The sequence below is a fragment of the Pseudacidovorax sp. DMC4 genome, from assembly GCF_056314265.1.
Window position 1 is genome coordinate 1 of the sequence record NZ_JBQUYR010000028.1, and the last position, 13,106, is coordinate 13,106.

At 70.7% G+C, this 13,106-nt stretch carries 8 protein-coding genes and 1 pseudogene; 7 read left to right on the plus strand and 2 right to left on the minus strand.

The features are described 5' to 3' along the window. A pseudogene (locus ACT54X_RS28575) lies at positions 1-210 on the plus strand (hypothetical protein); the annotation flags it as partial. A 548-nt stretch (positions 211-758) separates the two neighbouring features. Here ACT54X_RS28575 and acs read toward each other — a convergent pair. Beyond that, on the minus strand, positions 759-2,726 hold the full coding sequence (gene acs, locus ACT54X_RS28580) for an acetate--CoA ligase (protein WP_476350014.1): 1,968 nt from the start codon (positions 2,724-2,726) through the stop codon (positions 759-761). Between the two features lie 26 nt (positions 2,727-2,752). Beyond that, positions 2,753-4,396 carry an acyl-CoA synthetase gene (locus ACT54X_RS28585; protein WP_294378930.1) on the minus strand — a complete coding sequence of 548 codons (1,644 nt, stop codon included), beginning with the start codon at positions 4,394-4,396 and terminating at the stop codon, positions 2,753-2,755. 126 nt (positions 4,397-4,522) lie between these two features. Here ACT54X_RS28585 and ACT54X_RS28590 point away from each other — a divergent pair, with 126 nt between their 5' ends. The 6 genes from ACT54X_RS28590 to ACT54X_RS28615 all read left to right on the plus strand — a co-directional run bounded on the left by ACT54X_RS28590 (position 4,523) and on the right by ACT54X_RS28615 (position 12,648). Next, positions 4,523-6,526, plus strand: a complete 2,004-nt coding sequence (locus ACT54X_RS28590) for a hybrid sensor histidine kinase/response regulator (RefSeq protein ID WP_294378928.1) — start codon at positions 4,523-4,525, stop codon at positions 6,524-6,526. Continuing rightward, the gene (locus ACT54X_RS28595) at positions 6,523-7,296 is read left to right on the plus strand and encodes a response regulator transcription factor (protein ID WP_294378926.1); all 774 of its coding nucleotides are present in this window, start codon (positions 6,523-6,525) and stop codon (positions 7,294-7,296) included. The genes ACT54X_RS28590 and ACT54X_RS28595 overlap by 4 nt, the downstream gene beginning before the upstream one ends. 138 nt (positions 7,297-7,434) lie before the next feature. Further along, a complete protein-coding gene (locus ACT54X_RS28600) occupies positions 7,435-7,743 on the plus strand; it encodes a DUF485 domain-containing protein (RefSeq protein ID WP_017760087.1) in 309 nt (102 codons plus the stop codon). Then, positions 7,740-9,482, plus strand: coding sequence for a cation acetate symporter (locus tag ACT54X_RS28605; protein WP_294378921.1), 1,743 nt, complete (start codon positions 7,740-7,742; stop codon positions 9,480-9,482). The genes ACT54X_RS28600 and ACT54X_RS28605 overlap by 4 nt, the downstream gene beginning before the upstream one ends. 121 nt (positions 9,483-9,603) lie before the next feature. Then, positions 9,604-11,154, plus strand: a complete 1,551-nt coding sequence (locus ACT54X_RS28610; RefSeq protein ID WP_294378919.1) for an alkaline phosphatase D family protein — start codon at positions 9,604-9,606, stop codon at positions 11,152-11,154. Between the two features lie 285 nt (positions 11,155-11,439). Continuing rightward, on the plus strand, positions 11,440-12,648 hold the full coding sequence (locus ACT54X_RS28615; RefSeq protein ID WP_294378918.1) for an MFS transporter: 1,209 nt from the start codon (positions 11,440-11,442) through the stop codon (positions 12,646-12,648). The last annotated feature ends 458 nt before the right edge of the window (positions 12,649-13,106 follow it).

Consider the following 13,106-nt stretch of genomic DNA (forward strand, 5'->3'; position numbering starts at 1 on the left):
TGGCCCGAGAGTCGGCGCCTGCTGTACGCCGCGGCGATGTCGGCGGCGCGCACGAAGACGTGGAAGAGCTTCTACCAAGCGCAGCGCAGCAAGGGGCTGAGCACGACTGCGGCTCTGGTGGTGCTGGCCCGAAAGCTCATGCGCGTGGCCTTCTCGCTGTTCAAGCGACAGGTGATGTTCGCCCCCCGCTTGGCCGCTGCCAACACTTGACGAGAACCATAGAACCTCAGCCCGAACGGTCTGGGGTCGACTGGCTCGCATTGCCGCATTGCCGCGTGACCCGATGACTCCACGACTCCGTGGCTCCATGACTCCATGACTCAAAGACTCAATGCCTCAATGCCTCAATGCCTCAATGCCTCAATGCCTCAAGGGCTCAAGGGCTCAAGGGCTCAAGGGCTTCACGGCCCCGCGACCTGAAAAGGGGAGGACTCGCGCGCAGCGTCGAGGCGGAGGATGGCGGTGTGCGTGCGGAGGTGCCATTCGCGGCGCCGTGCAGTGCGGCAGGCGCGTCGGTGGAGAGCGAGCACCCGTGTGGTGAGGCAAGCCGGTCGGCGCGAGCGTGCACCGGGAGCGCGCATGCCGACGTCCTCTGCCGGGTTACCGTTCCGACGATTGGTGCGATTGGTGCGATTGGTGCGATTGGTGCGACTGGTGCGACTGGTGCGACCGATGCACCGATGCACCGATGCGACCGGAAAGACCGGAATGACCGGAATGACCGGAATGACCGGAACGACCCGCCCGACCAGCCCCCCTCAGTTCGCCTGCGCCAACTGCTCCAGGATCGCCGGGTTCTCCAGCGTCGAGGTGTCCTGCGTGATCGCCTCACCCTTGGCGATGCTGCGCAACAGCCGGCGCATGATCTTGCCGCTGCGCGTCTTCGGCAGGTTGTCGCCGAAGCGGATGTCCTTGGGCTTGGCGATCGGCCCGATCTCCTTGGCCACCCAGTTGCGCAACTCGTTCGCCAGTGCCTTCGCCTCCTCGCCCGTCGGGCGCGGCCGCTTGAGCACCACGAAGGCACAGATCGCCTCGCCCGTGGTGTCGTCCGGACGGCCCACCACCGCGGCCTCGGCCACCAGGTCGGTCTTGGCCACCAGGGCCGACTCGATCTCCATCGTGCCCATGCGGTGGCCCGACACGTTCAGCACATCGTCGATGCGGCCCGTGATCGTGAAGTAGCCCGTCGTCGCATCGCGGATCGCACCATCGCCCGCCAGGTAGTAGCGGCCCTGGAATTCTTCCGGAAAGTAGCCCTTGCGGAAGCGCTCCGGATTGCCCCAGATCGTGCGGATCATCGACGGCCAGGGCCGCTTGACCACCAGGATGCCGCCCTGCCCCCAGGGCAGATCGTTGCCCGTCTCGTCCACCACCGCCGCCGCGATGCCCGGGAAGGGCAGGGTGCACGAGCCCGGCACCAGGTCCGTCGCGCCCGGCAGCGGCGTGATCATGTGCCCGCCCGTCTCCGTCTGCCAGAAGGTGTCGACGATGGGGCAGCGCCCGCCGCCGACATGCTGGTGGTACCAGGTCCAGGCGGCCGGGTTGATCGGCTCGCCCACCGAACCCAGGATGCGCAGGCTCGACAGATCGTAGCGGGCCGGGTGCACCGCCTCGTTGGCCTCGGCCGCCTTGATGAGCGAGCGGATGGCCGTCGGCGCCGTGTAGAAGATCGTCGCGCGGTGCGCCTCGATCATCTTCCAGAAGCGGCCCGCATCGGGGTACGTCGGCACGCCCTCGAACACGATCTGCGTCGCGCCCAGCATCAGCGGCCCGTAGGCGATGTAGGTGTGGCCCGTCACCCAGCCGATGTCGGCGGTGCACCAGAAGATGTCGTCGGCCTTCATGTCGAAGGTCCAGTGGCAGGTCAGGGCCGAATGCAGCAGGTAGCCGCCGGTGGCGTGCTGCACGCCCTTGGGCGTGCCGGTGGAGCCCGAGGTGTAGAGCAGGAAGAGCGGATGCTCCGCCTCCACCCATTCGGGCTCGCAATGCTCGCTCTGGCCGTCGACCAGCTCGTCCAGCCACAGGTCGCGCGGCGCCTGGAAGGGCACGGCCGCACCGGTGCGCCGGGCCACCACCACATGCCGCACGCTGGCGCAGCCGCCCTGGGCCAGCGCCTCGTCCACGATGGCCTTGAGCGGCAGCTGCTTGCCGCCGCGCACCTGCTGGTCGGCCGTGATGACCACGCAGGCGCCGGTGTCGGCGATGCGGTCGCGCAGGGCATGGGCCGAAAAGCCGCCGAACACCACCGAGTGGATGGCGCCGATGCGCGCGCAGGCCTGCATGGCCGCCACGCCGTCGATGGACATGGCCATATAGATGACGACGCGGTCGCCCTTCTTGACCCCCAGGGCGCGCAGCCCGTTGGCGATGCGGTTGACCCGCACCAGCAGCTGGCGGTAGCTGACGTGCGTGACGGCACCGTCGTCGGCCTCGAAGATCAGTGCCGTCTTGGCGCCCAGGCCGCGCTCGATGTTGCGCTCCAGGCAGTTCCAGCTGGCGTTGAGGGTGCCGTCGTTGAACCATTCGAAGAAGGGCGCCCGGCTGTCATCCAGCACGCGGGTGAAGGGCGTCTTCCAGCCCACATACTCGCGGGCCAGGCGGCCCCAGTAACCCTCGGGGTCGGCCTCGGCCTCGGCCACCAGGCGGTCGTAGGCGGCGCGGCCGGAGACATGGGCCTTCGCGGCCAGGACGAGGGGCGGGGGATAGAGGGCGGCGGTGTCGCTCATGGTCGTCTCCATGGAGGAAAAGGGGGTCATTCGATGGCGCTGGCGGAGTGCACCCGCTCGCGCAGCACGAACTTCTGGGTCTTGCCGGTGGAGGTCTTGGGCAGCTCGCCGAAGACGATCCGCTTGGGCATCTTGAAGCGCGCCAGCAGCGGCCGGCAGAAGTCCAGCAGCGTGGCCTCGTCCACCGTGGCGCCTGGCTTGAGCTCGACGAAGGCGCAGGGCACCTCGCCCCACTTGGCATCGGGCATGGCCACCACGGCGGCGGTGAGCACGGCGGGGTGGTGGTGCAGCGCGTCCTCCACCTCGATGGACGAGATGTTCTCGCCGCCCGAGATGATCACGTCCTTGCTGCGGTCGGTGATCTTCACGTAGCCGTCGGGATGCAGCACGCCCAGGTCGCCGGTGTGGAACCAGCCGCCGGCAAAGGCTTCCTCGGTGGCGCGCGGGTTCTTGAGGTAGCCCTTCATCACCGCATTGCCGCGGAAGAAGATCTCGCCCACCGTCTCGCCGTCGGCCGGCACGGGCTGCAGCGTGGCGGGGTCGAGCACCGTCACCGCCTCCTGCAGCGGATAGGGCACGCCCTGGCGGCCGTTGAGCCGCGCACGCTCGACCGGCGGCAGCTGCGCCCACTCGGGCTTCTGCGCGCACACGGCGGACGGGCCGTAGACCTCGGTCAGGCCGTAGACATGGGTGATGGCGATGCCCGCGGCCTCGCAGCCCTCAATCACGGCGGCCGGTGGCGCTGCCCCGGCCACCAGGCCCTGTACCGGATGGTCGATGCCCGCGCGCAGCGCGGCGGGCGCGGCAATGAGCAGGCTGTAGACGATGGGCGCGCCGCACAGGTGCGTGATGCGGTGCTCGCGGATCAGCCCGTAGATCACCGCGGGATCGACGCGCCGCAGGCACACGCTGGTGCAGGCCATCAGCGCCGTGGTCCATGGAAAGCACCAGCCGTTGCAGTGAAACATCGGCAGGGTCCACAGGTAGACCGCGCCCTGAGGCAGGTTCCAGGCCAGGGCGTTGCTGGCGGCGTTGAGGTAGGCGCCGCGGTGGTGGGTGACCACGCCCTTGGGATTGCCGGTGGTGCCGCTCGTGTAGTTGAGGGCGATGGCGTTCCATTCGTCGGAAGGCGGCTGCCAGTCGAAGGCGGGGTCGCCGAAGGCGAGCAGGGCCTCGTAGCCGATCTCGCCCAGCCGGGCGCCGGGCGGTGCCGTCTCGTCCTCCACCTCGATCACCAGCGGCCGGTGCGCGCCCAGGGCGCTCAGCGCCTGCGCCACCACGCCGGCGTACTCGCGGTCCACGAGCAGCACCTTGGCCTCGCCATGCTGGAGCATGAAGGCGATGGCCTGCGCGTCGAGCCGGGTGTTGAGCGTGTTGAGCACGGCGCCCGTCATGGGCACGCCGAAGTGGGCCTCGTACATGGCCGGCACGTTGGGCAGCATGCAGGCCACCGTGTCGCCAGGGCCCACGCCGCGCTGGGCCAGGGCGCTGGCCAGGCGCCGGCAGCGCTCGTAGGTGGTGGCCCAGCTCTGCCGCAGCTCGCCATAGATGAGCGCGGTGCGCTGCGGAAACACATGCGCCGCCCGCGCCAGGAAGGACAGCGGCGTCAGCGCCACGAAATTGGCCGCATTGCGGTCCAGGCCCAGGTCGTAGGGATTGATGTGCGTCAAGCTTGTCTCCTGCGCAGTCGTGCCATCGTTCGACGGCGGTCATTTGTTGGCTTGGGGTCAGCCACATGCAGCAGACTCCGCCGCCGCAAGGATGAACCCCGAAGATTGCAGGAGACGCCGCCGAATATGACGAATGTTTGCAGCCCTGCTGCAGCCGAAGACGGCGGCGGCCCGGCGCCCCTGCAGCGCTACGTCACGCTGCAGACCGGCCTGGACATGCTGGACGACGGCATCTCCATCTTCGATGCCGAGCTGCGCCTGGTGGCCTGGAACAAGGCCTACCTGCGGCTGCTGGACTTTCCGCCCGCGTTGGTGTGGCTGGGTGCCCCGTTCCGCGACTTCATGGAATTCAACGCCCGCCGCGGCGACTACGGCCCGGGCGACCCCGAACAGCTGGTGGAGGCGCGCATGGCGCTGGCGCGGCGCTTCGAGCCGCACGACGTCGAGCGGGTCCGACCCGATGGCCGCGTGCTGCGCATCCGCGGCCAGCCCGTGCCGGGCCTTGGCTTCGTCACCCTGTATTCCGACGTCACCGAGCGCCACCGCGCGGAGGCCACCATCCGTCGCCAGAACGCCGAGCTGGAAAGCCGCGTCACCGCGCGAACCACAGAACTGCAACGCAGCGAGCAGCGCGTGCGGCTGGTGATGGACTCCATCCCGGCGCTGGTGGCGTACTTCGACGCCGGGCGCGTCTACCGCTACCTCAACCGCGGCTACGCGGACTGGTTCGGGGTCGACACCGCTCGGCCCGAGGGCGTGAGTGCGCGGCGCTTCCTGGGCGAGGCGGTCTATGCGCATGTGCGCCCGCATGTCATGCGCGCACTGGCGGGCGAACCACAGAGCTTTGCCTACGACCTGTGCACGCAGGACGGCCAGATCCGCACGGTGCGCACCTCGCTCGCGCCCGAGCGCGCCGCTGACGGCCGCGTGGCGGGCTGCTTCGAGCTCACCTTCGACATCACCGAGCAGCGCCGCGCCCAGGAGCTGGTGGCGCGGGCGCAGAAGCTGGAATCGCTCGGCCACCTCACCGGCGGCCTGGCGCACGACTTCAACAACATCCTCACGGTGGTGATCGGCAACCTCGATGCGCTGCTGCGCCGCGGCGCCGCCGACGAGACCACGCGCGAGTTCGCCCAGCCCGCGCTGGACGCTGCGCGCCGTGGCGCCGAGCTGGTGCGGGCGCTGCTGAGCTTCGCGCGCCGGCAGCCGCTGCAGGCGGCCTCGGTGCATGTGGGCGCGCTCATCGAGACGGTGGCGCGCCTCGTGCGCCGCGCGCTGCCCGACACGCTGGCGCTGGAGGTGGACGCCGGCCCTTCGGCGCTGTGGACTTGGATCGACGCTACGCTGCTCGAGCAGGCGCTGGTCAACCTGATCCTGAACGCGCGCGACGCCACCGGGCCGCTGGGCCGCATCGTGCTGCGGGCGCGCGCTGCCCGGCTCGACGCCGCCCGGGCGGCGCCGCTGCAGATGTCGGCCGGCGACTGCGTGTGCATCGAGGTGCAGGACGATGGCTGCGGCATGGACGCCGACACGCTCGCCCGCGTGTTCGAGCCCTTCTTCACCACCAAGCCGCCGGGCAGCGGCACGGGCCTCGGCATGGCCGTCGTCTACGGCTTCATCCGCCAGTCGGGCGGTGCCATCGACCTGCGCAGCGCGCCGGGGCAGGGCACCACCGTCACGCTGTGGCTGCCCGCGGCGGAGGCACCCCCGACCGCAGCCGACGAACTGCCCCCGGGCCAGGCCGCAGCGCCGGCCTCGCAGGGCCTGGCGCTGCTGGCCGACGACGACGCGCAGGTGCGCCGCGTGATCCGACGCAGCCTGCTGGAGCTGGGCTACTCGGTGTTGGAGGCCGAGAGCGGCGCCGAGGCGCTGCAGCTGCTGGCCCACATGCCCGGCCTGGCGCTGGTGCTGTCGGACGTGCAGATGCACGGCCCGGTCGACGGCGTCGCCGTGGCCACCGCCGCCTGCGCCTTGCCGGCGTCGGACGGCGCGCCGGCACCGTCCGTGGTGCTGATGAGTGGCCACGCGCCCGAGGCCATCGCCCGTCCGGCGGGCGTGCCCGTGATCACCAAGCCATTCACCGCCGAGCAACTCGCGCGGGCCATCGAGGAAGGGAGACGACGACCATGAATACGCCACGCCACGGCATACCCCCAGCACCGGGTGCGCGCAGCCCCGGTGCCCACGACGAGGGCGGCGCGTCCGACCTGATCTATGTGATCGAGGACGAGCCCGAGGTCGCGCGCATCGTGCGCGCCACGCTGCAGGACTTCGGCTTCGCCTGCGAAGTCTTCGCCAGCGGGGCGGCGGCACTGCGCCGGCTGCAGGTGGAAAAGCCCGACCTGTGCATCATCGACCTCGGCCTGCCCGACATGGACGGGCTGGACCTGATGCGACGCATCTCGGCGGCCAGCAGCGCCGGCGTGTTGATCCTCACCGGCCGCGGCCACCCCGCCGACCGCGTGATGGGCCTGGAGCTGGGTGGCGACGACTACGTGACCAAGCCCTTCGAGGCGCGCGAGCTGGTGGCGCGGGTGCGCAGCATCCTGCGCCGCCGCGGCCAGGCGGGCGCTGCTGCGGCCACCCAGCGTCGCCGGGCGCGCTTCAACGGCTGGTGCATCGACTGGGCCTCACACGTGCTCACTGCGCCGGACGGCACCGAGCACCTGCTGGGCACGGCCGAGGCGCAGGTGCTGCGCAGCTTCATGGAACGGCCGCACCAGATCCTGACGCGCGAGCAGCTGCTGGGCACCCGCGACCTGCTGCCCACCGACCGCAGCATCGACGTGCGCATCTCGCGCCTGCGCAAGAAGATCGAGGCCGACACCGAGGCGCCGCAGGTCATCAAGACGGTCTACGGCGCGGGCTACCTGTTCGCGGCCAACGTGGAGTGGGACTGAGCCTCGTCGTCAGTTCCACGCAAGCCTCGTTTCGCGACTTGGCTTTCAATGTGACGAATGATTGCGCCGGGTCCGCGCGCCGGGACCGGCATCGAAGAATGCAGCACAGGCTCATTCCAGATGCCAGGAGACAACCCCATGAAAGACCCGGTCGCGGAGCGCATCCGCTCCCATCCCAAATACCTTGAGCTGCGGCGGCGCCGCAACCGCCTGGGCGGCTGGCTCACCGCGATCATGCTGCTCGTCTACTACGGCTATGTCGCGCTGATCGCCTTCGACAAGCCCTTCCTCGCGCGGCCCATCGGCCAGGGCGTGACCACGCTGGGCATTCCCATCGGCCTGGGCGTGATCGTCTTCACCATCGTCATCACGCTGGCCTACATCCGCCGCGCCAATGGCGAGTTCGACCGGCTCACGGCCGAGATCCTGAAGGAGGCCGGCCAATGACGCGTCTCTCCTTCCGTTCCACGGCGGCCCGCCTGGCGCCGGCCGCGCTACTCATGCTGGCCGGCCTGGCCCACGCCGCAGGCGGCGACGTCGGCCAGGTGGCCAAGCAGCCCACCAACTGGATCGCCATCGGCATGTTCATGGTGTTCGTGGCGGGCACGCTCTACATCACCAAGTGGGCCGCCAAGCGCACGCGCTCGGCGGCCGACTTCTACACCGCGGGCGGTGGCATCACCGGCTTCCAGAACGGCCTGGCCATCGCGGGCGACTACATGTCGGCGGCCTCCTTTCTGGGCATCTCCGCCGCCGTCATGGCCACCGGCTACGACGGACTGATCTACTCCATCGGCTTCCTCGTGGGCTGGCCGGTGCTCACCTTCCTGATGGCCGAGCGGCTGCGCAACCTGGGCAAGTTCACCTTCGCCGACGTGGCCGGCTACCGCTTCCGGCCCGGCCCCATCCGCGCCTTCGCGGCCAGCGGCACGCTGGTGGTGGTGGCCTTCTACCTGATCGCCCAGATGGTGGGCGCGGGCCAGCTCATCAAGCTGCTGTTCGGCCTGGACTACTGGGTGGCGGTGGTGATCGTGGGCGCGCTGATGATGGTCTACGTGCTCTTCGGCGGCATGACGGCCACCACCTGGGTGCAGATCATCAAGGCCGTGATGCTGCTGGCCGGCGTGACCTTCATGGCGGTGATGGTGCTGGCGGCTTTCCACTTCAGCCCCGAGGCGCTGTTCGCCAAGTCGGTCGAGGTGCGCACGCAGATCGCGGCCAATGCCGGCAAGTCGCCTGAAGAGGCACGCAGCATCGGGCTGGCCATCATGGGGCCGGGCGGCTTCGTCAAGGACCCGATCTCGGCCATCAGCTTCGGCATGGCGCTGATGTTCGGCACGGCCGGGCTGCCGCACATCCTGATGCGCTTCTTCACCGTGCCCGACGCCAAGGAGGCCCGCAAGTCGGTGGGCTGGGCCACGGTGTGGATCGGCTACTTCTACCTGCTGATCTTCATCATCGGCTTCGGCGCCATCACGCTGGTGCTGACCAACCCGGAGTTCGCCAACGTGGCCACGGGGGTGATCCACGGCGGTGCCGGGGCGACCAACATGGCGGCCGTGCTGGTGGCCAAGGCGGTGGGCGGCAACGTGTTCTTCGGCTTCATCTCGGCGGTGGCCTTCGCGACCATCCTGGCGGTGGTGGCGGGGCTGACGCTGTCGGGCGCCTCGGCGGTGTCGCACGATCTCTATGCCACGCTGATCAAGCAGGGCCGTGCCGAGCCGCGCGACGAGTTGCGCGTCTCGCGCATCACCACCGTGGCGCTGGGCGTGATCGCGGTGCTGCTGGGCATCGCCTTCGAGAAGCAGAACATCGCCTTCATGGTGTCGCTGGCCTTCGCCATCGCAGCCTCGGCCAACTTCCCGGTGCTGTTCATGAGCGTGCTGTGGAAGGACTGCACCACGCGCGGCGCGGTGATCGGCGGCACGCTGGGCCTGGCGGCCTCGGTGGGGCTGACCATCGTCTCGCCCTCGGTGTGGGAGGCGACGCTGGGCTATCCCAAGGGCTCGGCGCTGTTCCCCTACACCTCGCCGGCGCTGTTCTCCATGGCCATCGGCTTCGCGGGCATCTGGCTGTTCAGCCTGCTCGACCGAAGCCGCCAGGCCGCGGCCGAACGCGCGGCCTTCCCTGCGCAGCAGGTGCGGTCGGAGACCGGGCTCGGCGCATCGGGCGCGTCCGGACACTGAGCGCAGCATCCCGCGGGGGTGGGGCCTCCATCGTTCCGCGCCTTGCCCGGGGCGGCGGCCCCTGCCAGGGGTGCGCCGGCAAGGACAGCTGGCGGCAAGGCGCAGCGAGCATGATCGGGCCATGCCGTCTTCCGTCCGACTCCTGTCGCAGCTCTCCCGCCGTCGCCTGCTGCAAGGCGCGGCGGGCGCGGCGCTTGCCGCCCCCTTCCTCCGATTGCATGCCCAAGGCGGCGACAGCCGGCCGCTCTTCACGCTGGGCGTGGCCTCCGGCTGCCCCACGGCCGAGGGCGTGGTGCTGTGGACCCGGCTCGCCCCCGAGCCGCTGGCGGGCGGCGGCATGGACGAGGCGCCGGTGCCGGTGGACTGGGAGCTGGCCGAGGACGACCGCTTCGTCCGCATCGTCGCCCGCGGACGGGCCATCGCGGTGGCCGACCTGGCGCACTCGGTGCACGTCGAGGTCGCGGGCCTGGCCCCCGGCCGCGACTACTGGTACCGCTTCACGGCGCAGGGCATGCGCAGCCCCGTCGGCCGTACCCGCACCGCGCGGGCGCTGCAGGACGCGCAGCCGCTGCGGCTGGCCTTCGGCTCCTGTCAGCAGTACGAGCAGGGCTTCTACAGCGCCTACCGCGACATGGCCACGCATGACCTGGATGCGGTGGTGCATCTGGGCGACTACATCTACGAGTCCTCCTGGGGCCGCCACCACGTGCGCCGCCACGAAGCCGGCCTGCCGCAGGACCTGGCCGGCTACCGCAACCGCTACGCCCTGTACAAGGGCGACGCCGACCTGCAGGCGGCGCATGCGGCCTTCCCCTGGTTCGTCACCTGGGACGACCACGAGGTGCAGAACGACTATGCCAACGACCGCTCGCCGCAGACGCCCGATCCGGCGCAGTTCATGGCCCTGCGCGCGGCCGCCTACCAGGCCTGGTACGAGCACATGCCGGTGCCGGCCTGGATGCGCCCGCAGGGCGTGCAGGCCCGCATCCACGGCCGCTGGCAGATGGGCGGCATGGCCGAACTCTTCGTGCTCGACGGCCGCCAGTACCGCTCGGCCCATCCCTGCGTGCCGGTGACCGGCAACAAGGGCTTCGTCGACTGCGACGAGCGCAGCGCCGCCAGCCGAAGCTACCTGGGCGCCGAGCAGGAGGCCTGGCTCTACCAGGGCCTGGCGCGCGCCCAGGGCCGCTGGACGCTGATCGCGCAGCAGACGCTGATGGCCACCGCCCCGCGCAGCCGTGGCGAGGAGCGCGGCTACTGGGTCGACGGCTGGGACGGCTGCGCCGCCAACCGCGAGCGCCTGTACGGCGCGCTGGCGGCGCGCGCCGAGCGCAACGCGCTGGTGCTCAGCGGTGACGTGCACTGCTTCTGGGCCGCCGACCTGCAGCGCCCCGGCGATGCCGCGCCGCTGGCCACCGAGTTCGTGGGCGGCTCCATCAGCTCGCAGGGCCCGTCGATGGCGACGGTGGCGGCGCTGCAGGCCAACAACCCGCAGCTGCGCTGGGGCCGTGGCGACGTGCGCGGCTATGCGCTGGCCACGCTGGCGCCGGCCGAGGCGCGCGTGGAGTTCCGCGCGGTGGACGACATCCGGCGCGTCGATTCCGGCGTGAGCCGGCTGGCGCGCTTCGTGGTCGAGCACGGCTCGCCGGGCGTGCACACGGTGGCGGGCTGATGCCGCTCGGGGCCACTGCCGCTCCACGGGCGTACGACGCGCCGCGCGTGACGGCATGGGGCGCCGTGCGGCCCCAGACGGTGCTCCGTGGCCGTCCGCAACCGCCGCACGGGAAGACCCCGCCTGCCGACCCGGATTCGCCCCCCTGTCGCCGCCGTGCCCGCCGACGCTGTTAGGGTCGGCGATTCCCGGGTTTTCCCTCATCCTTGGCCGACTGCCGGTTCCACTTGCCGATCGGCAATGCCGGCAGGCGTCCTGCGCCCTGTTCTGTCCCGCGCTTTGCCCATGACTTCCGCCGCTTCCCTCGCCGACGCCCAATCCGAACGCACGCTGCTGCGCGCCGTGCTCGCCCTGGGTCTGGGCGGTTTCTCCATCGGCACGGGCGAGTTCGTGATCATGGGCCTGCTGCCCGAGGTGGCGCGCGACATCGGCACCAGCATTCCGCAGGCCGGCCACGCGATCAGCGCCTATGCGCTGGGCGTGGTGGTGGGCGCGCCGGTGCTGGCGGCGCTGGCCGCGGGCTGGCGCCGTCGCGTGCTGCTGATGGCGCTGATGGCCTTCTATGCCATCGGCAACATCGCCAGCGCCCTCGCACCGGACTACCTGTCGCTGCTGGGCCTGCGCCTGTTGACCGGCCTGCCGCACGGCACCTATTTCGGCGTCGCGGCGCTGGTGGCGGCGGCGCTGGCACCGCCCGGGCAGCGGGCGCGGGCGGTCGGGCTGGTGATGCTGGGGCTGACCGGCGCCACCCTGGTGGGCGTGCCCATCGCCGCCTGGCTGGGCCAGCACTTCGGCTGGCGCGCCGCCTTCGTCTTCGTGGGCCTGATCGCCGCCGCGGCGGTGCTGTTGATCCGCCTGTGGGTGCCCGACATGGCGGCGGCGCACGGTGCCAGCCCCATGCGCGAGCTGGGCGCGCTGCGCCGGCGCCAGGTGTGGTTCACCCTGGGCATCGCGGCCATCGGCTTCGGCGGCATGTTCTGCGTGTTCAGCTACGTCAAGCCCACGCTGACCGAGGTGGCCGGCCTGTCGGTGGGCCGCGTGCCGCTGGTGCTGGCGCTGTTCGGTGTCGGCATGGTGGCGGGCAACTTGGTCGGCGCGCGCCTGGCCGACCGGGCGCTGATGCCGACCATCGGCGGCATCCTGGCCTATGCGGCGGTGGTGCTGGCGGCCTTCTCGGTCACGGCCCACCATCCGGTGGCGGCATCGATCAACATCCTGCTGGTCGGCACGCTGGTGGCCATCGGCCCGGCGCTGCAGATCCGGCTGATGGACGTGGCCGGCGACGCCCAGACCCTCGCCGCGGCGCTGAACCATTCGGCCTTCAACATGGCCAACGCGCTGGGCGCCTGGCTGGGCGGCGTGGCCATCGACGCGGGGCTTGGATGGACCTCCACGGGCTGGGTGGGCGCGCTGCTGGCGCTGGCCGGGCTGGCGCTGTTCGCGGCGGCCGTGGCGGATGGGCGTCGCATGTCGCGGGGTGCGCGGCTGGCTTGAGTTCGTTGTTCTTGTCGGGGGCCTCTGCTGGGCGCTTCGTGTTGGATGGTGAGCCGGGATTGCGTGTGTTCGGTGGTTGGGCCAGGGTGACTTGCTCATTGGCTGGCCCACGACTCTTGTTGCTTGTCCTGCCAAGTGCCAACTTCATCGGATGACCACCGGCAGGGGGTGCTAACCGGCGGAGGGCGCCGGCATGCGTGCTCCCGGTGCACGCTCGCGCCGACCGGCTTGGTGCACACGGCGGGTGCTCGCTTTCCACCGACGTGCTTGCCGCACTGCACGGCGCCGCGAATGGCACCTCCGCACGCACACCGTCATCCTCCACCTCGACGCTGCGCCCGAACGGCTGGGTTCGGCCGCCCTGGTCCTCACTCCGTTCGCCCTGAGGTTCTATGGTTCTCGTCAAGCGACAGTGGCCGCCAGGCGGGCATCGAACATCGCGTGTTGCTTGAACAGCG

What these genes read in the sequence shown, in the direction of transcription:
- acs (WP_476350014.1), bottom strand. Translation starts at nt 2,726, where the DNA reads ATGAGCGACACCGCCGCCCTCTATCCCCCGCCCCTCGTCCTGGCCGCG.
- ACT54X_RS28590 (WP_294378928.1), top strand. Translation starts at nt 4,523, where the DNA reads ATGACGAATGTTTGCAGCCCTGCTGCAGCCGAAGACGGCGGCGGCCCG.
- ACT54X_RS28595 (WP_294378926.1), top strand. Translation starts at nt 6,523, where the DNA reads ATGAATACGCCACGCCACGGCATACCCCCAGCACCGGGTGCGCGCAGC.
- ACT54X_RS28600 (WP_017760087.1), top strand. Translation starts at nt 7,435, where the DNA reads ATGAAAGACCCGGTCGCGGAGCGCATCCGCTCCCATCCCAAATACCTT.
- ACT54X_RS28605 (WP_294378921.1), top strand. Translation starts at nt 7,740, where the DNA reads ATGACGCGTCTCTCCTTCCGTTCCACGGCGGCCCGCCTGGCGCCGGCC.
- ACT54X_RS28610 (WP_294378919.1), top strand. Translation starts at nt 9,604, where the DNA reads ATGCCGTCTTCCGTCCGACTCCTGTCGCAGCTCTCCCGCCGTCGCCTG.
- ACT54X_RS28615 (WP_294378918.1), top strand. Translation starts at nt 11,440, where the DNA reads ATGACTTCCGCCGCTTCCCTCGCCGACGCCCAATCCGAACGCACGCTG.